The sequence below is a fragment of the Mucilaginibacter sp. SJ genome (genome assembly GCF_028993635.1).
GTDB lineage: Bacteria > Bacteroidota > Bacteroidia > Sphingobacteriales > Sphingobacteriaceae > Mucilaginibacter.
In genome coordinates, this window is sequence record NZ_CP118631.1 from 3,947,485 (window position 1) to 3,970,159 (window position 22,675).

Consider the following 22,675-nt stretch of genomic DNA (forward strand, 5'->3'; position numbering starts at 1 on the left):
ATCGTAAGTTTGCGCTCATGCAACAAAATTTGTTTGTTTACAACACTTTAACCCGTAAAAAAGAGTTATTTAAGCCCATTAACGCGCCGCATGTTGGCATGTATGTTTGCGGGCCTACTGTTTATAGCGATGTTCACTTAGGCAACTGCCGTACTTATATATCTTTCGACCTTATGTTCAGGTACCTTACAGCTATTGGCTACAAGGTGCGCTACGTACGTAATGTGACCGATGCGGGCCATCTTGAAGGTGATGCAGGCGACGAGGGTGAAGACAAAATTGCAAAAAAGGCCAAGCTTGCACAGCTTGAGCCAATGGAAATAGTACAAAAATACACCGTTGGCTTCAGGGATGTGATGAGGATCCTGAACAACCTGCCCCCAAGCATTGAGCCCACAGCTACCGGCCATATCATTGAGCAGATAGAAATGGTAAAGGAAATACTTGCCAGGGGCTATGCTTACGAGGTGGATGGTACCATTTATTTTGATGTTGAAAAATATAACAAAAGCCAGGATTATGGCATATTAAGCGGCCGTAATCTCGAAGACCTTTTAAATAATACCCGTACACTTGGCGGTCAGCAGGAAAAACATGGCAAGCTTGATTTTGCCCTGTGGATAAAAGCCAAACCCGAACACCTGATGAAATGGCCTTCGCCATGGGGTGTGGGCTTTCCGGGCTGGCACCTGGAATGCTCGGCCATGAGCCAGAAATACCTGGGCAGCCACTTTGACATTCATGGCGGCGGGATTGATCTTGTGCCAACGCACCATACCAATGAAATTGCCCAAAACGTAGCTTGCTGCGGTACCAACCCGGCCAATTACTGGGTGCATACCAATATGCTTACGGTAAACGGGCAAAAAATGTCGAAATCATTAGGCAACAGCTTTTTACCGCATGAATTATTTAGCGGTGAAAACTCGATACTGAACAAAGGCTATAGCCCCATGACCGTGAGGTTTTTCATGCTGCAGGCCCATTACCGCAGTACGCTTGATTTTGGCAACGAAGCTATGGAGGCATCCGAAAAAGGGTTTAAACGCCTTATGAACGCCTTCACCCTGCTTACCGATGGATTAAAAACCTCTGCCACTACCGAAGTTGAAATAGCACCATTAATGGAGCGTTGCTATGCAGCTATGAACGATGATTTTAACAGCCCGGTTTTAATAGCCGAGCTCTTTGAAGCATCGCGCATTATCAATTCGGTATATGATGGTAAATTGAAAATTGATGCCGCTAACCTTGAGCAGTTAACCGCTCTTATGAATTTATTTGTGATTGATGTACTTGGTTTACAAAATGAGCAGGCGGCTAATGACGATCTGCCAAAAGTGTTAAACTTTATTGTCGATCTGCGCAGCGGTGCTAAGGCCAATAAGGATTATGCCACGTCAGATAAGATCCGTGATGGTTTATCACAGATAGGTTTCCAGCTAAAAGATAGTAAAGAAGGCACCACCTGGAGCAAAGCCTGATAACAGGGGGTATGGTTTTAAAGCGAGTTATAATAGCTGAATAATTTAGCTAAGGCAGCGTCGCTTTTAAAATCAACTTTGTTGGTTTTAATATACTCCTGCATTTTATCGACCTTGTCGCTCATTGCTGCAAGGATGGTTTTTTGCGACGGCCGGACCCTTGTCATTTGGTTATTGGCAAAAAGGTAATAGCTGTTGGCCATCATGAAGGTTTTGGAGGTTACCTGCGAAGCAAAGCCCGTTGATTCAAGTACCTTTTTCTTGTAATAACGGAGCAGTTTTACCCTTCCGTCTCCCACTACCTGGTAAAAAGTTTTTGAGGTTTGATCATCCACAGCCGGGAAGCCGCTGCTAAAGGTCATATCCGTTTGGTCACTTTCTTCAAGCGCAATGCCTTTTACTGAAAAACCTTTCACCGGGTCAACAAAAGCCTGCACAGATGAATCCCGGGGGCTCTTAAACAAAAGTTCATCCCCGTAAATATTATAGTTCAATATTGCATTAGCTGTTTTGCCGTTAACGAAATCAACAGTACCATTTAACCAGTTATCGGTAAGGAGGGGGCTGCCTTGTATGCCATCGTTGGTTTTAAGATAATATGGACGGCCGGTATAATCAGAAAGATATTGCGCTTTAGCTTTTATACATAGCAATAAAAGTACAAATAGGCAGTATAACTTATACTTTTTCATGAAAGCAATTTATATTGATTTAAACAAAAACAGATTAGTTGGGTTATGAAGTTAAGTGTTTTTTTATTCAACTTCATTATTAAGTAAATTTAAATATTTACGCATATTTTATATGATCAAACCCGCTCTCTGCAATTATTTGCCCATATCTTCGTTTCAGGATAAAACAAAAATAATGCAATTGTTAAATTATGTTATGCAGTTTAATGCATTTTGACTATTGCGTTTCCGACTTAAAATTTATTACTAAATTGCTCCCTAAAACCCGAATATAAATATGAAGAAAATAATATTAGCTGCTACATTTATTGGTTACAGTGCTTTTGCCCTGGCGCAGGACGCTGTTAATGTAAACAAGGTAGTTAGTGTTGAACAAGCTTTTGATAAGTTAGTTGAACGTAAAGGAATAAAAGATGGTTTCCTGGCAGTTGCCGATCCCGATGGCATCATATTTAAGCCCGATGTCGTAAAGATTGTTGATTTTTATAGTAAGATTGATAAACAGGCCGGCAAGCTTAGCTGGCAGCCCAAATTTGCCCGGATCTCGGCCAATGGCGACCTGGCGTTTACCGCGGGCCCCTATGTGTATCAAAACGGCAAAACTGATGATGATAAAGTGTTTGGCGATTATGTATCTATCTGGCGTACTAACGCCGATGGTAAATTAAAGCTACTCATCGACCTTGGTATCCAGCATCCTGAAGCTGAGGAAGAAGTCGTTACCGATTTTAAAGAACCCGATCCGGCGCACCGTTCAGGCCCAAGCAAGGATCCGTTCGGCGCCAAAAATGTTATTATTGGTACCGATAAAACATTTAATCATGGGTTAACATTATCGGCCATGGCCAGCTATAAGGAGTTTTTAAGCCCTGAGGGCCGCTATTATTTCCCCGGGTTTCCGCCAATGACCGGAACCGATGTGGTGATGAAGTTTATTAATAACGAAGCCATCAATATCACTGCCGAAACTACTGATGGTGGCCGCGCCGCGAGTAATGACCTTGCTTATACCTATGGTCACGCCCGCATTACCAAAGGCAATGTTGTAGGCAACTACAATTATGTAAGAGTTTGGGAAATTGACAAAACAAAAAAATGGAATATCCTTCTTGAGATTTTCTCACCTATTGAGAATGAATAACCATTGTCTGAATCAGAATTTGCAGAATTAAAGAATTTTCAGAATGTCATAAAAAAGGCCTTGCGATTAATTTGCAAGGCCTTTTTTATTCTGTTAATTTAAAAATTCTGTAAATTCTGATTCAGACAATCAAAACAACTGCTCAATAATATCAGCTGCTGATAAGCCTTCGGCTTCTGCATGATAGCTGCGCACTATACGGTGGCTTAAAATAGGTTTGGCTACAGCCTGCACGTCTTCAATATCGGGCGAGTATTTGCCGTTAAGTACCGCGTGGCATTTAGCCCCCAATACTAAAAACTGCGACGCCCTTGGTCCTGCGCCCCAGCTTAGCAAACGGTTAATTTGTGGTGTGGCAAACTCGCTGTTTGGGCGGGTTTTGGATACCAGCTTCACCGCGTACTCCATCACATTATCGGTAACCGGGATATTGCGCACCAGTTGCTGAAAATAGATGATTTGCTGGGCGTTTAATATTTTATTTACTTCTGCTTTATTAGAACTGGTGGTGTTCTTAACAACCAGCAGTTCTTCTTTAAATGAAGGATAGCTGAGGGCTACGTTAAACATAAACCTGTCCAGTTGAGCTTCGGGCAATGGATAAGTACCTTCCTGCTCAATAGGGTTTTGGGTAGCCAATACAAAAAAGGGCTGTGCAAGTTTGTGCGTTACGCCGGCCGCGGTAACCGCTTTTTCCTGCATGGCCTCAAGCAGGGCAGCCTGCGTTTTTGGCGGCGTACGGTTTATCTCATCGGCCAGGATAATGTTTGAAAAAACCGGACCGTGGATAAATTTAAAATTGCGGTCTTCCCCTAATATTTCAGAGCCAATGATGTCTGAAGGCATTAGGTCGGGCGTAAACTGGATCCTTTTAAAATCAAGGTCAAGCACCTGCGATACCGTTTGCACCAATAAGGTTTTTGCAAGTCCCGGGACACCCACCAATAAACAATGCCCGTTACTGAAAATAGAGATCAGCACAAATTTGATCACTTCATCCTGGCCTACTATTACTTTACCTATTTCGGCACGAATTTGCTGGTAGGCCTGTTTTAAAGCGTTTGCGGCTTCTACATCAGAGCTGTGTTGCATAAATTATTTAGATGATGATTTGGTTTTGGTTTCGGGTATTACGAGCGAGGGATTAGTATTTACCCATTTCTTCAACACATCATATGCCTGATATTCTTTATCAATTTTAATGAAAGTTTCCTTGCGGCGTTTTTCGAACCATTGAGATACAGTTCTGTTAACCTTATCATTATAGGCATATTCCTTAAGTTTAGGGAAATCCTGCTCTAAATTAGCTTTATGGGCATTTGTGGCCGATTTTAGCATCAATATTTTGTAGCTCTTTTTACCATCGGCACCGGTAAACAGGTCAGGTTTAGAAATGCTGCCGATTTTCATCGTGTCGGTAATAAGCGCCACTTTAGGATCAAGTTTATCGGTAGGGATAAATGTTGAACGGCTTTGTACGTCTTCGGCATTAAGCATCATACCTCCGTTGTATTTAGTGTCTTTATTGTCTGAGTAAAAGGCTGCGGCGCTCGAAAAATCAACGCTTACATTTTTATCTTTTACAAGCAAAGTGTAAATACTATCGGCTTTTGCTTTTGCCCTATCCAAACTGGCTTGGGTAACAATGGGTGTAATGAGAATATGCCTTACGTGAACCTGTTCACCGCGGCGTTCAATCACCTGTAAAAAGTGGAACCCAAAATCCGTTTCAAACACCGGGGAAATTTCACCAGCTTTTAACTTGAAGGCGTTTGCGGTAAATTCCTTCACAAAAGTGGTACGGTCGGCAAAACCAAGGTCGCCTCCTTCGGGCGCCGAACCCGGATCCTGCGAATAAAGCCTCGCCAATGTGCCAAAGTCTTCGCCTTTTTTAACACGCTGCCTTAACTCTTCGGCCTTAGCTTTGTAAAGGTCTTTTTCTTCTTTAGTTAACTTAGGCTGAAAAACAATCTCACCAACTTCAACTTCTTTATTAAATGAAGGCAAGCTGTCCTTAGGGATTCCATCGTAATATTTTTTAACATCCTGGGGGGTAACATTCAGTTTCTCGGTAATATGCTGCTGCATTTTTTGAGCAACCATCTGCTCCTTCAGGTCGGGCCTGATCTCATCTTTGTACTGGATAACCGAACGGCCTAAAAATGCTTCCAGTTTTTCCTGCCCGCCCGCGCGCTGCGTCATTTCGCGCATACGGCGGTCAACGTTGGCATCAACATCTTCTTCCTTTACTTCAATACTATCAATTGCGGCTTGCTGGGCAAGCAGTTTTTGGGTTAACAAAGTTTGTAAAATCCTGGCTTTAACAGATGGGTCAGGTTGGTTGCCCTGTACCAGGAAATTAGCGTATGACAGTTCAATGTCTGATAACAGTATCGGGCTGTTACCAACTACCGCTGCGATTTTATCAAGCGTTTTGCCGGGTGTGGGGGCAATAACCGAATCGGCCTTAACCAGTTTTTTTGCTGCCGTATCTGATGCTACCTGTGCCTTTGCAAATGTTATTGTTAAAATAAAACTTAGTACTAATACTCCTAACTTTCTCATGTAACGCTGTTATACTAAATAAAACGGGATAGTTAACCCGTTAAAAACTACGAATTTCGGTAAAATTTATTAATTATAACCGAACAAATATTTTCTGCAAAACCAACCGGCTATAATTGTGCTAATATGCCTATAAAGCTTGAAACCGTTTAACTACTTTTGGTTAAAATTTGTTAAAGTGAAAGTTGAGAACCCCGCCGCGTTTCGTTTTGTATTAGAGGATGAGCTTTACCTGCTCAATGCAGATAAACTGTTATATGATAAAATTACTGAATCCGAACCCGCCCCGGCAGTACCACAATCTCCTGTAACTGAAAATGCCAAACCGGCACCAGTAACCATTATCCCATCTTTAACTCCTGAACCTCAGGCTACAATAAAAACGCCGGTTGATGACTTTCAGTATCTCGGTAAAAACTTAAAGAACTTTTTGGTGCTAACATGGTATAAAAATACCGGGTTCATAATGGCCGAACATTTAACCGCCCTTGAAAACATCTTGAAACGTAAAGAACTTAGCCCCGATGACGTGGCGATATTCAATCTGGCAAATTACAGTGAAACTAAATTCAGCCAGTTGAAAACTTTTTTTAAACCAACCAAAGTACTTGTTTTGGGAGGAGACGCCCTGCCACAGGATATAAAGGTGCTTAAACCGAATAAACCGGTAACCTCAAACGGGATCACTGTGCTTTACAGTTATTCATTTGATGAAATGATGGATAATGTGGATTTTAAAAAAACCTTTTGGGAGTTGGTTAAAACATTATAAATAAAACACGCCACTAAGATATATGCAGCAATTAGTTTTTGCTACCAATAACCGCCACAAGCTTGATGAGGTTTCGGCCAAGCTCAATGGCGCCATCCAGTTACTAACCCTGAACGACATTGGTTGTTATGATGATATTGAGGAAACAGGTACAACTTTTAAAGCTAATGCTTCCATCAAAAGTCATCATGTGTATGCCGAATATAAACTTAACTGCTTTGGAGATGACAGCGGGCTGGAAATAGATGCACTGAATGGAGAACCGGGTGTTTACTCGGCCAGGTATGCGGGTGTCCATGGCAATCATGCTGCCAACATCAGTAAAGTGCTTGATAATTTGAAAGGCGAAACTAACCGTAAAGCCCGCTTTCGCACGGTAATTTCATTGATATGGAATGGCGAAGAGCATTTTTTTGAAGGCATTGCTGAAGGTAGCATCCGGCAGGGGTTAAGCGGGAGCGGTGGTTTTGGTTACGACCCCATTTTTGAGCCCGCAGGATACAACATTACCTTTGCCGAGATGAGCATGGAGGAAAAAAATGCCATCAGTCACCGGGCAAAAGCGATGGAGCAATTGATTACTTTTTTAAATGAAGCCGGTAAATAATCACTTTGGGACAATTAGCCTCAATTTAAATTTAGTACATTATAATACAGCAATTTATGGATTTTACAAGGTGCTTTTTTTATGAGCGATAAAACGTTTAACTAAATTATTCGATATTCGTAGGAAGAAACGAAACCTTACCGGTGCATGCCCCGTAAAATAGAGCTATAAGGAATAACCTATGAACATTATTAAGCAAATCGGTAAAATTTTATCGGAAAGGGATGATAACCCTAAGTTTATTAATAGCCTTAAAAAAGCTCGGGAGGCCGACCAAATTGCCGAATCAATCAGTAAAAGGCTAACTGAATTAGAAAAACGTACCCGTCAGCAGGCGATGAATTTATAATTACATACTTTGGCAGGATTTATGCTATTTATGCATAAAAATATACTGTCATGAAAAAGTTAATTCAGACCTCAATCGCAATCTTTTCACTTGTTTTGGTCATTTCGGCCTGCTCGTCAACCAAAAGCACAACTACGTCTAATGTATCGCGCGGTAAATTTGTTGGTACCTGGACCTGCAATAATGTAAGTTATGACGGCCTTGTACAAAATGCAGTACAGAGCGTATTTGATCAGGCGCCTCCCGAAGCCTTTGTTGGCAGCACGTGGAAGCTCACCAACAGCGGTAACGGTATCTACACTTTAACCAACGGAACATCGCAAACCATTTTCTGGTCGGTTTATAACGGTGGTACAACCGGTACCCAATTCCAGTTCAAAAAATTGTATGAAGGGGATAAAGCCAAAAACGTATCCGAGGGATATCGTTTGGATATTGCCAGCAACGATGGCTCAACCATGACCCTGAAATCACCCGTTACTGTAGGCAATAGCACCGGATATATTGTTTATTCGTTTACTAAAAACCCTTGATTGGAGCGGAAAGCCGAAGGCTTAAAGCTTTAAAATATCAAAGGGGTTTATCTGAAAAGATAAACCCCTTTTTTGTTGGAGCTTTCTCACAAAGCTTTATAACCGTGCCCGTTTTAAGATTGTCTGCAACAAATATCGACTTGCCATTGAGGTCGATTATGGTGCCGGGTAGTCGAGAGTAGGTTTATCGGAACTCATGCCGAATACGACGAAGCGGATGCAGGTTCAGTTTAAGCCAGACATTTTATATTACTCATCTTTATAGGTTTCTTCCCCCGGTGGGAGAGCTATAACTGTTTCTAAGCTCCACCATTAACATTGATGATACGAATATTTATGTAACAACTTTGTTAACACAATATATTGCCGATTTTAATTTATAATAAATAGGTTTGTTATTAACTGATCTTATAATTTATTGTATATGAAATTAAAACTACTCTTTTCGTGTTTAATTACGGCCGGTATTGCAGTACCGTCGTTTGCACAGGAACCTGTTGATGCAGCAATGGTTCAAAAAATAAGGGAAGAAGGCCTTAACCATTCAAAGGTAATGGAAACGGCTTTTTATCTTACAGATGTTTCGGGGCCAAGGCTTGCCAACTCTCCCGGCTTAAAGCGCGCCCAAAACTGGGCTGTTAATCAGCTTAAAACCTGGGGTATGGCCAACTCCAAATTGGATGCCTGGGGTAAATTTGGCAAAGGCTGGGAGGTTCAAAAAAACTATGCAGCTATCACAGTGCCCTACTATCATGCTATTATCGCCATCCCTAAAGCATGGACACCCGGTACAAATGGCTTGATCAAAGGCGAAGTGATGATAATCAAAGCCGATTCGGCAGCAGAGCTTGAGCAATATAAAGGTAAGCTGGCCGGCAAGATCGTGATATTTGATACCAAGGCACCAACAGAACGTACCTGGAAAGTGGATGCTGCCCGTTATACAGATGAGGAACTTACCGAAATGGCCAACGCAAAAGTTACGCCTGCCGGTCCACGCAGGAACGCCGTAGACCCTAACGCGGCCCAAATGGCCGCTTTCCGTAAGCTACGCGCTTTCAGGACTGCATTAAGCCAATTTTTGATTGATGAAAAAGCTGGCTTGGTGTTAAGCCAGGGCCGTGGCACCGATGGTACAGTATTTACCACCAACGGCGCTTCATACGCCGATACCGCAAAAGCGGTAGCACCCGAGCTTGAAACCAGCAGCGAAGATTACCAGCGCATTTTGCGCCTTATAAAAGGCGGCCAGCCGGTACAATTGGAAGCTGATATTAAAACCCAATTCATTACCGACGACCTGCAGGGCTATGATGTAGTTGCTGAAATTCCCGGAACGGACAAAAAACTGAAAGACCAGGTAGTAATGCTTGGCGGTCACCTCGATTCATGGCATGCAGCTACCGGTGCTACTGATAATGCAGCGGGCAGCGCGGTAATGCTGGAGGCCATGCGTATTTTAAAAGCGATTAACTTTAAACCCAAACGCACCATTCGCATAGCTTTATGGAGTTCGGAAGAGCAGGGCTTATTTGGTTCGCGCGGATATGTGGCCAATCATTTCGGCGATCCTAAAACGATGGAGCTTAAACCCGAACAAGCAAAGCTTTCGGCCTATTACAACCTTGATAATGGAACCGGCAAGATCCGTGGAGTGTATTTGCAGGGAGATTCGGCAGCGGCACCTATCTTTAAAGCCTGGCTTGAACCGTTTAAAGATCTTGGCGCCACCACGCTTACCATTCGTAATACCGGCGGTACGGATCATCTTTCATTTGACGCGGTTGGTATTCCGGGCTTCCAGTTTATCCAGGATGCTATTGATTACGGTTCACGTACCCATCATAGTAATCAGGACACTTACGATCGTCTTATTGAAGACGACCTGAAACAAGCCGCTACCATTGTTGCTTCATTTGTTTACCATACGGCACAACGTGCCGAAATGATCCCGCGCAAGGAGTTGCCAAAGCCACAACCGGCAAGGTAAAGCTGTTACGATATTATAAAAAAGCGATGCTCCCCGGCATCGCTTTTTTTGTTTGCGCTTTATAATGTTCGTCCTGCTTTGACTTAGTGTATTCATGGTTTAAACAGGAATGAGCCAATACGTGTGGAAAACACCTCGTTATTAGGTTATTTTCCTTAAATAGAAGGGGCTGCAGGCAGTTAATTTCCATAAACCATTTTAATAAATTAATTTTGTATGTTTAATGAGCCTATTTATAAAACCCCAAAAACCAGGGAAATCAACAGACGAAGAACTACTTAGTGATTATCGTACAAGCGGTAACCTAACAGTTTTGGGCAGCTTATATGAAAGATATATGCCCCTCGTTTATGGCGTTTGCCTTAAATATCTGAAAGATGAAGAACTGGCCAAAGACGCGGTAATGGGCATTTTTGAGGAGCTGGTTGATAAGGTTAAAATGCATGAGATTAACCAGTTCAGGAGTTGGGTGTATGTACTTGGGCGCAATTATTGCTTGATGCAGTTACGGAGCGGTAAAAAGGTGGAGTTGGTTAATTTAGATGAAGTTGTGGAATTTACCCCCTTTTTGCATCCTGATGATAATAACAGGGAGGAGGCTTTGAAAGCGTTGGAACGCTGCATAGCAGGGCTTACCGGCGGACAAAAACAAAGTATCGACCTGTTTTATTTAAAAGAGAAGTGTTATAAAGAAATTGCCGGGATAACAGGATATACTTTAAATGAGGTAAAGAGTTATATCCAGAACGGTAAGAGGAATTTGAAAATTTGCCTCGAACGGAACAGTGCATAGTAAAAAGGCAAATATACTGCAAATACAGAAGTATCTCAACGGAGAGCTTGATGCCCGTGCTATGCATAAACTGGAGATGGAGGCACTAAACGACCCTTTTTTGATGGATGCATTGGAAGGATATGAAAACGTTGGGACAAGTCAACAATTAAACCTTGCTGACCTTAGTTCAAGACTGCGGCAGCGTACCGGAGAAAATAAAGGCCGTGTAATACCGTGGACCGTTTGGCCCATAGCGGCTTCGGTTTTAATAGCATTAAGTTTGGGAGGCCTTTATCTTAACAGATCTCCTAAAGCTGAGCTGCAAGGTAATAACATTGCAGGAAACAAAAATTCGACCCCGCCCATGGCAGTTGCCGCCGATACCGTAAAGACCGGCGATACGGTTAAAAAAGCGAATACCAATACGCCCATACAGGCCCCATCAGTTGCAGTAAATAAAAAATCAAGACGGGCAAAGCAATCGGCTAATGCGCTTTATCAGCAGGAAATCTCCGCTGGCGACAATAAAACAGCTTCGAATGATGTTCCGTCTCCTGTGGGCAGCAATCCTTTAGCAGAGCCGGCAACTCCGCCCGCTGCTACTAAAGATAAAGTTGTTTTGAAAGAAGAAGGCAATTTAAGTGAGCGGATAGTAGCGGGATACACAGCTCCAATTGCCAAAAAAGATACAGTAAGCCCGGATGTGATAGCATTAAGAGCGAATACTACCGTAGCTAAATCAAAAGCCCCGCTGCAATTTAAATTACCCGGAAAGGTTGACGGCGTTACATCTTCACCAGCAACTGTTTTTGGCAGCAATAAAGCGGCGGCACAATCATTATACATTGCCGGCACTATTATTTCGAGAGATGACGGCTCGCCTTTAATTGGTGCGGCTATCAGGATCAAAGGCACCAACCGGAGCACGGTAACTGACGTTAACGGAAAATTCGCGCTAAGCTCTCCGGGGGATAAGGCTACGCTTGATGTGGTTTATATAGGTTACGAGCCGAGGCAGGTTAACGCCACACGCGGCGATAGTATTAAAGTGGCGCTTAAGCCCGATTCGAGGGCTCTTGGCGAGGTAGTTGTAACTAAAAAAGACGACGACAACGGTGAGGTAAGTGTAACTGCGGCACATCCGCAACTGGGCTGGGGCAGCCTGAAAAAATATTTACAAACCAATGCTGTACTGCCTGATGGTACTGCCGGCACGGTAACCGTAACATTTACTGTATTCCCGAGCGGCATCACAGATGAGTTTAGTATTAAAAAAGGCCTGAATGAAGCGGCTGATCAAAAAGCCATAGAGCTTATTAAAAATGGTCCCTCATGGGTTGGCAGCACTAATAATAAACCCGAGGTTGTTACCGTAAAGGTTAAATTCCAAAAGCAAAAATAATATGCCCAATAAAAAGGCTGCGTTGAATTAAGATCGACGCAGCCTTTTTGTATTTCTTTTCTCTATTTTATTGTCCGGTAGTTTTTTTCCTGTCAGCAAAAGCGAATACTTTTTGCAATAAAGGCGTTGTACGCGCGCCAAGATTTTGACGAATGTTAAGCTCTTCTTTGGCTATCTCCACAAATAAGCCGTCGATGGCCTTTTGGGTCACATAATCGCTGATATCAGGATTGAGCTTTGATACAAACGGAACCTTGTTGTAAGCCTGGGCTGCATCAGTATAGTATTTGGTAGCATTTACTTTGTTTAAGCTACCCTGGATAACAGGTTTAAACTGCAGGCTTAATTTCGCGGTAGTGGTACGTTTAAAATATTGTGTTGCCGCATCCTGGCTGCCCAATAAAATATTGGTAACATCCTGCAGGGTCATTTGCTTAATAGCATCAACAAAAATAGGTTTTGCCTGTTTTGCAGCATCTTCGGCTGCGCGGTTAAGCGAAAGGATCACATTATCACAAAGGCTGTTCAGACCAAGCCCGCGTAAGGTTTTCTCAGCCTTTTGCGCTTCGGGCGGAAAAAGGATCTTGATAGCGGCATTGCCAAAAAATCCGTTAACTGCCGATAGTTGGTCCGAGCTTTTACCGGTGCCTATTTCAAGGGCCTGTTTTAACCCGTTGCCTATTTCAAGCGACGTTGGTGTTCCCTGGTTTTGAATAGTAGCGTTAGCTACCTGGTTTAGCGTATCACAGCTGGTTAATGTAATTAAAGCTATTAGGATGGGGATAATGAGTAGTCTTGTTTTCATAGTAAGTAAAACTAACAAAATTACTGCCGGTTTGTTTATGCAAAAAAATGTAATAATGCAAATACACCGGCGGCAATCAGGGCCGAAATAGGTATGGTAATGATCCACGCCCAAACCAGGTTAATGGTTACGCCCCAGCGCACGGCCGATACACGTTTGGTTAAACCCACACCTATAATTGAGCCGGTGATAGTATGTGTTGTTGAAACCGGGATGCCGAAGCGCTCGGTAATAAATAATGTAATAGCACCAGCAGTTTCGGCGCTTACGCCTTCAAGCGGGGTTACCTTGGTTATTTTTGAGCCCATGGTTTTAACGATTTTCCAACCGCCCGACATGGTACCGGCAGCAATAGCTGAGTAGCAAGCTAACGGGATCCACTCAGGCATTACCGAGCCTGGCTTTATCACCTTTGAAGCGATAAGGCTTACATACAGGATCCCCATTACCTTTTGAGCATCGTTACCGCCGTGGGCAAAACTTAACGCCGCGGATGAAACCAGCTGCATACGCTTAAACCAGCGTTCGGCAGTGGCTGGTCTGGCAGCTTTGCATAAGTGTAATATCAATATGGTTACCACATAAGCTATAATTAAGCCAATAAAAGGGGCCAGTACGATGTAGGCAATAATTTTAAGCACATATTGCATTTCGACAGCCTGAAGGGCATTTGCTCCCATGTAAAGCGCATTAGTCATACCTGCGCCGGCAAAGCCACCTATAAGGGTATGCGACGAGCTTGAAGGGATGCCGAACCACCATGTAAACAGGTTCCAGGTGATGGCGGCTACTAAGCCTGCCAGGATCACGTGCAGGGTAACATAGTGCTCTAATACGATTTTAGATACCGTATTGGCCACCTTATGATCTTTTATAAAAAAGTAAGCTGCAAAGTTGAAAACCGCAGCCATTAACACAGCCTGAAACGGTGTTAATACTTTGGTAGATACGATGGTAGCTATAGAGTTTGCGGCATCATGAAAGCCATTGGTGTAATCAAACAACAGGGCGAGTACAACAATAACTACAAGTAGGGAAGTAACCATTTAGCTGGGGATAAGATTTACTTAAGCGTTTTTAACTAAGATTGACTCCATAACATTAGCTGCGTCTTCGCACATATCGGTAGCGGTTTCAAGGGCGGCTAATATTTCTTTGTATTTAATCAGGCGGATAGCATCCTTTTCATACAGGAACAAGTCGGCTACAGCGCGGTCAAAAACATAATCAGCCTGGTTTTCAACACTGTTTATCCTGATGCATGAATCGGCTATATTACGTACGTTCCTAAGGTCTTTCAGTTCTTTTACAGCTTTTTCCAAATCAATACTGGCCTGCAGTATCAGGTCAGATAGTTTACGGATATGCTCATTCAAATCATCTATCCTGTACAGGCTCATGCGGTTTGCCGCACCCTGGATATAATCAGCCACATCATCAATGGCTGTTGCAAGGGCGTGGATATCTTCACGATCAAAAGGTGTGATGAAATTTTTGCCAAGCTCCAGGTAAATCTGGTGAGTATATTCGTCGCCTTTGTTCTCAAGCTTGTCAATCTGTTTGTATAAATCCTCGCGGGTTGCAGGGTTGTTTGAGTTAACTGCTTCAACCAGTATGGTAGCCATGGCTACAACATTGGCCGCGGCTTGTTCAAACAGTGGGAAGAATATTTTTTTATCCTTGGGTACAAAATACTGGAATATACTGTTTAGCGACATAGTGATTTGAAATTGGTGTAAAGGTACAGTTAGTATGTTAAATTATTGTTAACTTTTTAACACGGGTAAATTCGGGAAAGGAATGGTTTGCTTAGCCCTTGCTAATGTAAAACCAAACGTTGAGCCAAGCCCTTCTGTACTGCGCACATTGATAGTTTGCTGGTGGGCTTCAATAATATGCTTTACAATAGCAAGCCCCAGCCCGGAGCCACCAATTTGCCTTGATCGGCTGCTGTCTGTACGGAAAAAACGCTCAAATAGTCTTGGTAAAAATTTCTCCTCAATACCTATGCCATCATCGGTAACTTCAACCAAAACCTGGTCATGCAGTACAAAAAGGCTTACCGAAGTGCTGCCTTCCTCTTTACCGTACTTAAACGAATTATCTATCAGGTTCACGAGCACCTGTCTTATTTTTTCCCTGTCGGCATTTACCACAATAGGCTCATCATACTTTTGCTTAAATATAAGTTTGATGTGGTACTGCTTGCCTTTGATCTCCAATGATTCAAAAACCTCTTTGATCAGGTCGTTGATTTTGAATTTGGTGTAATTAATAGGCATCTCGCCCGATTCAAGTTTGGAAATTTCATCAAGGTCTTTGATCAGGTAACTTAGCCGGTCAACATTTTTTGAAGCTTTTTCCAAAAACTGGCGGGCCATTTCCTTGTCGTCAAAATCATCATCCTGCAAGGCTTCAATGTAACCCTGGATAGCAAATAGCGGGGTTTTAAACTCGTGCGAGATATTGGATAAAAAGTCACGGCGAAATTTTTCCTGTTTGCGTAGCTCGTCTATCTCGGTCTTTTTCTGTTTGGCCCATTCCTTTACCTCCTGCTCTACATCGGCAATGGGGTTGGCGCTTACGTGTTCGCCAAGGGCATCCCTCAGGTCGCGGCCTAATTTCAGGTTATGGATCAGTTTATAAATTAACTTGATACGGGAGTAGATGTATTTTTCGATGAGGTAGTAAAAAACGAAGTAACTTACACCAAGGGCCACCGAGAAAGTAACCATTACATCGTACCATTTATGCTGAAAATAAAAGTTAACGGCCGAGAGCGTAATTGCCACGCCAAGCGAGGTTGTTAAAACCAGTACACGCAAATTCATAGCGTAAAGCTACGATTTATAGATGATTAACTCCCATCTGAAAGGCCAGCGCCATGTTAATTTAAAGTTATCAATTTGTGCTTTTTTCAATAATGCCAACAATTCGTGCCTTTTAAAACCACGCTTAACCGAAAGCGGACCATCATTTTGGGCCATGGCACTACGGGTAAAAACATGGGTTATAAACACTATGGCATGATATAAAAGCCAGTGACGGTGCAGGTCGGTAATGATAATTCCTTTTTGTGCCGAAGCTTGCATGTTTTTGATGAGCTTAATCCAGCGGTCATCATCAAAATGGTGCGTGAACAGGCTGCAAATGATCACATCCGCCGGTTTAATGAGATATGCTTCGTCAATAACATCGGCTTGGGTAAAGTTAATATTGCTATAATCCATCGCCTGTTGCCTGGCATAATTAACTGCAGCCGGAGCAGCATCAACGCCGTTTAAGTTAAGATCGATCTGTTTGCTTTCGGCCCATCTGGCAATAGCTATCAGGGTGTCCCCCCCGCCGCAGCCCCAATCACTTACCAAACAACCATTGTAAATGGGAAGCTTTTTTAAGGAGCCGATGATGCTTTTATGACCACCAAACAGGGCGTTCATCTTTCCCAAACCTTCAAGCACTGGGTTTATTTCGGCCGATGGCAGATCGAAATCATCCATGATCTCCGGGGTATCTGTACGGTAACTTAAATTGGGCATATATTATGAAAGCTAAAAGCAGAATGCACAAATCCAAAAGCTGATGATTTGATCATTAAAACTGTTCATCAATTTTGGTGAAATTTATTAACAAACTCTACAATACAATACGCTTGAACTATCCAAATGGTTGGCCGTGAGTTTTACTTATCAGGTATTGTGCTACAGAAGGCAGGTGATTGAGCGTATTTAAAGTAAGGGCCGTCATATTATCGTTGCCAAACAAACGCTGCAACTGCCTGCCAACCCAAAGCCTTTGGGCAAATTGTTTGTTCCAGCTATTGGTATAGTCCTGCTCAAGGTTGGCGCGCTTTTCCGGATTAAAACTGCCCGGCTTATAGTGTGTAATAATTTTTTCGGAAAGGATCTTGGCCGAATGGATGGCCATGGTCATGCCGTTACCGCAAAGCGGGGCTATCATCCCGGCGGTGTCTCCGCTCATCAGGATGTGGTTATCAACAGGCGCCTTTTTCTCAAAGGAGATCTCGTTGATCACCTCCGGTTTATCCAGTAAAAACCTGGCGTTACGAAAGATCTCATCGAGGTAAGGGTTCCTGCGGATCACGTTCTCTTCCAGGGCCTGTAAAGTACCATACTTTCGGAGGTCATCGCGATGGGCCATATAGCACATGCAATACCTGTCTCCATCGGTTTTGCTTACCCCGCAATAGCCGTCTTTGTAATTATTAAGCTGGATGAGATCGGTAGGGAAATCCATCTGTAAATGGAATTTTACTGCCAGGTATGGGCTGCGTTTATAAAAAAACGGTCGTTTAAGTTTTTGATCGAGATTGGAGCGTTTACCGAACGAGCCGATAGCCAACGGGGCTGTTAATGTTTCGCCGGGAGTTACCACTTCAAATTTTTCGCCAGCAAAACGAATATCCTCCACCCGTGTGCCGGTTAAAATATCAACCCCTTCGGCAAGGGCTTTTTTGTACAGGAAATTATCGAAAGTAAACCTGCTTAAACCAAAACCGCCCAAGTCAAGCTTTTGCGAAAGTTTGGTACCGGATGCTGCTGTTACCTCTAACCGGTTGATCCGGGCAACGTTTAGTTCTTCAAGGTCGATGCCCAACGACGACAAAAAAGGGATAACCTCGTTCGAGATATATTCACCGCAAACGCGGTGCATGGGATAGGTCTTTTTTTCGACAACTGTAACTTTAAGCCCGGTACGATTCAGCAATATGGCATTGAACAATCCGGCCAGGCCTCCTCCAATTACAATTACATCGCTCATATCGGCTTAGTGCATTTCAAGTATCATCCCCTCAACGGTTAAACCCGGCCCGAAAGCAAAACTCAGGATCTTCTGATCAACCAAATTACCCGCCTTCAGCATTTTATCCAGCACAAATAAAATAGTAGCCGACGACATATTGCCGTATTCCTGCAAAATCTGGTAGGCAAAGGCATTGCTTTCTTCGGGAAGTTCCAACGCTTCTTCAACCGCTTCCAAAATTGTGCGCCCGCCCGGATGAACGGCATAAGCGGTAATATCATCCATCTCAGTTTTGGCCTTTTGTAGAAAGCGTTGGGTAAGTGCTTTGATATGTTTTTTGATTTGTTTGGATACCCTGGAGGTAAGTTTCATTTCAAAACCGGTGTTGCCTACATACCAACCGATCTCATTGCGCGCCTCGGTAACAAATTCCGAATAGAAGTTTTTGAGTAAAAGGCAATTGCCACTGCCTAAACGGTTAGTCGTATTTTCGACCAAAACGGCAGCAGCCCCATCTGAAAATAGCGAATTAGCAACCCAGTTATCCAGCGTATTCACTTTTTGAAAGTGCAATGTGCAAAGCTCTACACTCACAACAAGCACTTTAGCGCCGGCATCGGCCCGGCAGATATAATCGGCCACTTTGAGGCCGTTTATGGCGCCGTAGCAGCCCATAAAGTTGATGCAGGTACGTTCAGTATCGCGGTTCAGCTGCAGCCGGTCGACAAGTTCGATATCAATCCCGGGCGCATGCATACCCGTACAGCTAATGGTTACCAGGTGTGTGATGCTGCCGGTAATATTATCTCCAAATTTTTGAAGACAGTTTTTTGCGGCATTTACAGCAATGGCGATGGCTTCCTTTTCGTAAAGCTTTAACCTTTTCTGTGTGTCAGGGAATGGTTCGAGCCCTGCTGACTGTTCAAAAAAAGTGAAATCGGCAGGATCGCGGTTGCCAAAATCGGGGATCACCGAATAGCGGTAATCAATCCCCGAATGGTCATAAATTCCTTTCAGCCGTGCGGCATTAGTTGCATCCAGCCCAAAGGCGTTCGCCATAAAATGGTAAATATCTTGCTGGGCAATTCGATTGACGGGATTTGCTATCCCGATAGCACTGATGCAACTCTCCATTAAAAATAATTAAACCGGTTTTATTTGCTGATCTCCGCCTCAACCAAAACGCTGGCCTCATTTGACAGGATCAAATTTTTGCCGCCGATGCCAAAATCTGTCCGCAATATCATGAAGCTTCCTTTCAGTTGAGCCGCGTTACCCGATTCGGTATACGTAAAAGGTATTTCAATCAACTTTGTTTTATCTCTAATAGTTACGTTAAAATTGCCCGTATAGTTGCTCCCGCCTTTACGTTTAAATGAAACAGATTTCATCGTGATTTTCGGGTATTTTGCCACATCAAAATAATCCTCACTTTTAAGGTGGTTATCCCGGCTTTCATTATCGCTGTTCACGGTATTTGAAGCAACGGACGCCTCAATATAGCTACCTGCCAAATCATTGGGTTTAAACCTGATATCGGCCTGTAAGCCGCTGAAGGTACCGGCCACGTTAAAGCCGAGGTTTTTAATCTTAAAGCTGATATCTGATTTGGTTACCGTTTGCGAGAAGCCGGCTGTTGCCGCGAAAATTAAAAGTGCTGCTATATAAATTTTCTTCTTCATGTTACATTAACGTTGTTTCCAAACATAATAATTTATGCGGTACAATTTTTTGCATTAAAGGTTGTAAGTTTATAACGTTACCCGGGCAACTTTTAGTTGCTTTTGGGAGTATTTACCAGCAAACGGCAACAATGAAATTTAAACAATTTATCCCCACCCGGTCGGCATTGGCGCATTTACGGTTTGTTTTCTCTGTTTTTTTGCTGCCGGTATACCTGTTTGCTTTTAGCCAGGCCGATACGGTAAAAACTTCAATTGCTGTTCTCGTGTTTTTCATCTGGCATTTTCTCGCTTTCCCGGCCAGTAACGGCTATAACAGTTATTTTGATAAGGATGAACATAGCATTGCTCTGTTAGCCAAACCGCCTCAAGTGGATATCAGCCTGTATTATTTTTCTATTTTGCTGGAGATAATGGCTTTTTTATTGGGCTTTATCATTAGCTGGGAATTTGCCTTTGCGGTGCTCATTTATGGTATTATGTCAAAGCTGTACAGCCATCCGGCTACCCGGTTAAAAAAATATCCAATCATCAGCTTTTTAACGGTGTTCATTTTCCAGGGATGTTTTATTTATTACACCACCTACACCGCTTTGACCGGTACAAGCCTGTTTGGTCATTGGGATTTAGGCCTGATTATTCCGGGAGCTATCAGCTCCTGCCTCATCGGGGCATCATACCCCTTAACCCAGGTGTATCAGCATGAAGAAGACGGCAGGCGGGGCGATAAAACGCTTAGTATCGTTTTAGGTTACAAAGGTTCCTTTATTTTTTCGGGCGTATTGTTTGCCGCGGGGATAGCCCTTTCTTACTGGTACTGGCACCTGGCTGGCATGATGCTTAACTTTTATTTCTTTATAGTATGCGCCGCACCGATATTTTTCTTTTTTAATTATTGGTTTTATAAAGTAGGGCAATCAACAACCAATGCTAATTTTAAAAACGCCATGCGTATGAATTTCATCAGCTCAGGTTGTATGCTAATCTATTTCGGGGTGCTGGCGGTGTTTAGTTGAGCGAGATTAAAATCAAAAGCGTCATTGCTTTATTAAGTATATTTTTGATTGATTTATGGATACGGGCGTTGCCTGCGGCCGGGCTGTACGCTCATACTGCACAGGGCATTAGCCTTAGGCCGGTATCCGCTCCCATCCCTAACGCAGCCCCATGCACCATCTTTAAAGATATATTTTAAACGTCATCATGGTTTTTTTCAGGCTCCCTGATGGTTACTCACAATGACGCTTCTTTGTTATATTTCTCCAACTACTTCTTCGCAGCCCAGGCATCCATTTTAGCTTCAAAAACAGCCATTGGCATGGCGCCGTCTTTTAATACCTGGTCATGAAATTCGGCGATATTGAATTTGCCGCCTAATTGCTTTTCATATTTGGTGCGCAGTTCGCGGATTTTGAGTGCGCCTATTTTGTAGCTCAATGCCTGGCCGGGAATAGCCATATAACGTTCAATTTCGGCAGTTGCACCTTGTTCGCTGATAGCTTCGTTATCCATCATATATTTAATAGCCTGCTCACGGGTCATTCCTTTGGTGTGGATGGCAACGTCGACAACCAAACGGATGGCACGGTGAATCTCATCGCCTAACGCGCCCATATACTGGTACGGATCGGTGTACAAGCCGAGCTCTTTCCCTAATGATTCGCAATACAGCGCCCAGCCTTCTACATAGGCTGTTTCCCCGCCATCAAAGCGGCGGAATTTTGGCAATGAAGCGTTTTCCTGGGTTAACGAAATCTGGTAATGGTGACCAGGAATTGCTTCATGAAGAAACAATGATTCCATGCCCGATGTGGTGTTAAACTTGGTGGCATCTAATATCGGCACGTAAAAAATACCGGGACGGGTACCATCTGCCGACCCCTGGTTATACTCCGCACTGGCCGATGCCGCGCGGAAGGCTTCGGTTTGCCTGATCTCGAAAGGGGTTTTGGGCACATGGTTAAACATTTTTTTCAGGTTTGGCTCCATGCGTTTATGAATGTTTTCAAAAGCATCAAGTACATCCTTCGGGGTTTTGTAAGGAGTAAACTTAGGGTCGGTTTTCATGTATTCGAAAAACGCCTTCAAATCGCCCTTAAAGCCGACACTGGTTTTGATGCTATCCATTAAGCCACGGATCCGGGCAACTTCTTTCAAACCCAATTGGTAAATTTCTTCAGGGGTTTTATCTGTGGTAGTTTGTTGTTTAACTAAATAGGTGTATTTAGCGGTGCCATCTGGCAGGGATGAAAAGCCCGAGGTTGCACGTGCGTGGGGCAGATATTGGTTTTTCAGATAATCGGCCAGTTTTTGATAGGTTGGGTTAACAATTTGAGTAATGGCTTTCTTGTAAGCCTCGGTCAGCTGTGTTTTATCCGCATCCGAAAAATCCTTCGGCATATTCTTAACCGGCCCGTAGAACAGGCTTTTTTCTACATCTTTTGATACCAGGTCCTGCATTTCGGGGATCATTTTAACAACTAACGATTTTGGCAGCACTACGCCTGTTTTGACGCCTTTGTTAAAATTGGAGATGGCGGTATCAGCCCAGATCTGGAAAGCAGATAAACGTTTCAGCCAGTCGTTATAATCTACAACCGTTTTAAAGGGCTGCGCGCCAGAGCCCGAGCCAAGCTGCCCCATGGTAATTGGCAGGGCATAAAACTGGTTAAAAGGCATGTACTCGAAATGGTATTTAAAGTTATCCAGGGCCAGTTGCACCTCGTAGGTAAATATATCGTATGATAGCTTGTCGTCTTCGTTCAGTTCAGCGCGGTCAAAGTTTTTCACTTTCGACAAGTAAACCGAGTTATAATCATGCGCCTTTTCCAGAAATTCAGCCGAACCATCGTTAGGTAGCAGGTCATTATAGCGCCTGTCCCCAATATAGGTGGCATTAAGCGGGTAGAGCTTTAAGCCGTCCTGGAAATAATCTTCAAAAACTTTGGCGAGGTCTTTATTGGCCGGGATGCCGCTGGCGGTGTCTGTTGATTTAGGTTGATTACAGGCCGCGAACGAACCTGCTATGAATAGCATGAGTAATATTTTTTTCATGAGGGTATTGTTTAAACGATAAAGCTAAGAAAAAGAAATTTAAGGGCTGCTTCGGTTGTT

Annotated in this window: 22 protein-coding genes; 10 read left to right on the forward strand and 12 right to left on the reverse strand. The window is 43.3% G+C overall.

The window, feature by feature from the left end:
* The first annotated feature begins 17 nt into the window (after positions 1-17).
* Positions 18-1,484, forward strand: coding sequence for a cysteine--tRNA ligase (gene cysS, locus MusilaSJ_RS15945; protein ID WP_274985925.1), 1,467 nt, complete (start codon positions 18-20; stop codon positions 1,482-1,484).
* 17 nt (positions 1,485-1,501) lie between these two features.
* On the opposite strand, the gene MusilaSJ_RS15950 is transcribed toward cysS, so the two are convergent.
* On the reverse strand, positions 1,502-2,176 hold the full coding sequence (locus MusilaSJ_RS15950; RefSeq protein WP_274985926.1) for a hypothetical protein: 675 nt from the start codon (positions 2,174-2,176) through the stop codon (positions 1,502-1,504).
* Between the two features lie 277 nt (positions 2,177-2,453).
* Here MusilaSJ_RS15950 and MusilaSJ_RS15955 point away from each other — a divergent pair, with 277 nt between their 5' ends.
* The gene (locus MusilaSJ_RS15955) at positions 2,454-3,317 is read left to right on the forward strand and encodes a Cif family virulence factor (RefSeq protein ID WP_274985927.1); all 864 of its coding nucleotides are present in this window, start codon (positions 2,454-2,456) and stop codon (positions 3,315-3,317) included.
* A 129-nt stretch (positions 3,318-3,446) separates the two neighbouring features.
* On the opposite strand, the gene MusilaSJ_RS15960 is transcribed toward MusilaSJ_RS15955, so the two are convergent.
* Both MusilaSJ_RS15960 and MusilaSJ_RS15965 read right to left on the reverse strand, forming a co-directional pair.
* On the reverse strand, positions 3,447-4,409 hold the full coding sequence (locus MusilaSJ_RS15960; protein WP_274985928.1) for an AAA family ATPase: 963 nt from the start codon (positions 4,407-4,409) through the stop codon (positions 3,447-3,449).
* 3 nt (positions 4,410-4,412) lie between these two features.
* A complete protein-coding gene (locus tag MusilaSJ_RS15965) occupies positions 4,413-5,882 on the reverse strand; it encodes a peptidylprolyl isomerase (RefSeq protein ID WP_274985929.1) in 1,470 nt (489 codons plus the stop codon).
* A gap of 178 nt (positions 5,883-6,060) precedes the next feature.
* Between MusilaSJ_RS15965 and MusilaSJ_RS15970 the strand changes: the two genes are divergently transcribed.
* The 7 genes from MusilaSJ_RS15970 to MusilaSJ_RS16000 all read left to right on the forward strand — a co-directional run bounded on the left by MusilaSJ_RS15970 (position 6,061) and on the right by MusilaSJ_RS16000 (position 12,310).
* Positions 6,061-6,654: a hypothetical protein gene (locus MusilaSJ_RS15970; protein ID WP_274985930.1), complete on the forward strand. Its 594-nt coding sequence runs from the start codon at positions 6,061-6,063 to the stop codon at positions 6,652-6,654.
* 22 nt (positions 6,655-6,676) lie between these two features.
* A complete protein-coding gene (locus MusilaSJ_RS15975; protein ID WP_274985931.1) occupies positions 6,677-7,261 on the forward strand; it encodes a non-canonical purine NTP diphosphatase in 585 nt (194 codons plus the stop codon).
* A 181-nt stretch (positions 7,262-7,442) separates the two neighbouring features.
* On the forward strand, positions 7,443-7,610 hold the full coding sequence (locus tag MusilaSJ_RS15980) for a hypothetical protein (RefSeq protein WP_274985932.1): 168 nt from the start codon (positions 7,443-7,445) through the stop codon (positions 7,608-7,610).
* Between the two features lie 50 nt (positions 7,611-7,660).
* Positions 7,661-8,143, forward strand: coding sequence for a hypothetical protein (locus MusilaSJ_RS15985; protein WP_091169207.1), 483 nt, complete (start codon positions 7,661-7,663; stop codon positions 8,141-8,143).
* Between the two features lie 424 nt (positions 8,144-8,567).
* The gene (locus tag MusilaSJ_RS15990; RefSeq protein ID WP_274985933.1) at positions 8,568-10,133 is read left to right on the forward strand and encodes a M28 family metallopeptidase; all 1,566 of its coding nucleotides are present in this window, start codon (positions 8,568-8,570) and stop codon (positions 10,131-10,133) included.
* A 223-nt stretch (positions 10,134-10,356) separates the two neighbouring features.
* Positions 10,357-10,926 carry an RNA polymerase sigma factor gene (locus tag MusilaSJ_RS15995; RefSeq protein WP_274985934.1) on the forward strand — a complete coding sequence of 190 codons (570 nt, stop codon included), beginning with the start codon at positions 10,357-10,359 and terminating at the stop codon, positions 10,924-10,926.
* Positions 10,919-12,310 carry a carboxypeptidase-like regulatory domain-containing protein gene (locus MusilaSJ_RS16000; RefSeq protein ID WP_274985935.1) on the forward strand — a complete coding sequence of 464 codons (1,392 nt, stop codon included), beginning with the start codon at positions 10,919-10,921 and terminating at the stop codon, positions 12,308-12,310. The genes MusilaSJ_RS15995 and MusilaSJ_RS16000 overlap by 8 nt, the downstream gene beginning before the upstream one ends.
* A 67-nt stretch (positions 12,311-12,377) precedes the next feature.
* Here MusilaSJ_RS16000 and MusilaSJ_RS16005 read toward each other — a convergent pair whose 3' ends face one another.
* The 8 genes from MusilaSJ_RS16005 to MusilaSJ_RS16040 all read right to left on the reverse strand — a co-directional run bounded on the left by MusilaSJ_RS16005 (position 12,378) and on the right by MusilaSJ_RS16040 (position 19,561).
* The gene (locus tag MusilaSJ_RS16005) at positions 12,378-13,115 is read right to left on the reverse strand and encodes a DUF4197 domain-containing protein (protein ID WP_274985936.1); all 738 of its coding nucleotides are present in this window, start codon (positions 13,113-13,115) and stop codon (positions 12,378-12,380) included.
* A 35-nt stretch (positions 13,116-13,150) separates the two neighbouring features.
* On the reverse strand, positions 13,151-14,161 hold the full coding sequence (locus tag MusilaSJ_RS16010; protein ID WP_274985937.1) for an inorganic phosphate transporter: 1,011 nt from the start codon (positions 14,159-14,161) through the stop codon (positions 13,151-13,153).
* Between the two features lie 21 nt (positions 14,162-14,182).
* Positions 14,183-14,833, reverse strand: coding sequence for a DUF47 domain-containing protein (locus MusilaSJ_RS16015; protein ID WP_274985938.1), 651 nt, complete (start codon positions 14,831-14,833; stop codon positions 14,183-14,185).
* Between the two features lie 48 nt (positions 14,834-14,881).
* Positions 14,882-15,946: a sensor histidine kinase gene (locus MusilaSJ_RS16020; RefSeq protein WP_091169237.1), complete on the reverse strand. Its 1,065-nt coding sequence runs from the start codon at positions 15,944-15,946 to the stop codon at positions 14,882-14,884.
* Positions 15,947-15,955: 9 nt separating this feature from the next.
* Entirely contained in the window at positions 15,956-16,654 is a 699-nt protein-coding gene (locus MusilaSJ_RS16025) for a methyltransferase domain-containing protein (protein WP_274985939.1), read from the reverse strand.
* 118 nt (positions 16,655-16,772) lie between these two features.
* Complete coding sequence (locus tag MusilaSJ_RS16030) at positions 16,773-17,897, reverse strand: NAD(P)/FAD-dependent oxidoreductase (protein WP_274985940.1); 1,125 nt, start codon at positions 17,895-17,897, stop codon at positions 16,773-16,775.
* Between the two features lie 6 nt (positions 17,898-17,903).
* On the reverse strand, positions 17,904-19,013 hold the full coding sequence (locus MusilaSJ_RS16035; RefSeq protein ID WP_274985941.1) for a type III polyketide synthase: 1,110 nt from the start codon (positions 19,011-19,013) through the stop codon (positions 17,904-17,906).
* 20 nt (positions 19,014-19,033) lie between these two features.
* Complete coding sequence (locus MusilaSJ_RS16040) at positions 19,034-19,561, reverse strand: YceI family protein (protein ID WP_274985942.1); 528 nt, start codon at positions 19,559-19,561, stop codon at positions 19,034-19,036.
* A 131-nt stretch (positions 19,562-19,692) separates the two neighbouring features.
* Between MusilaSJ_RS16040 and MusilaSJ_RS16045 the strand changes: the two genes are divergently transcribed.
* Complete coding sequence (locus tag MusilaSJ_RS16045; RefSeq protein WP_274985943.1) at positions 19,693-20,577, forward strand: UbiA family prenyltransferase; 885 nt, start codon at positions 19,693-19,695, stop codon at positions 20,575-20,577.
* 250 nt (positions 20,578-20,827) lie between these two features.
* Here MusilaSJ_RS16045 and MusilaSJ_RS16050 read toward each other — a convergent pair whose 3' ends face one another.
* Entirely contained in the window at positions 20,828-22,615 is a 1,788-nt protein-coding gene (locus MusilaSJ_RS16050; protein ID WP_274985944.1) for a DUF885 domain-containing protein, read from the reverse strand.
* Positions 22,616-22,675 lie beyond the last annotated feature (60 nt).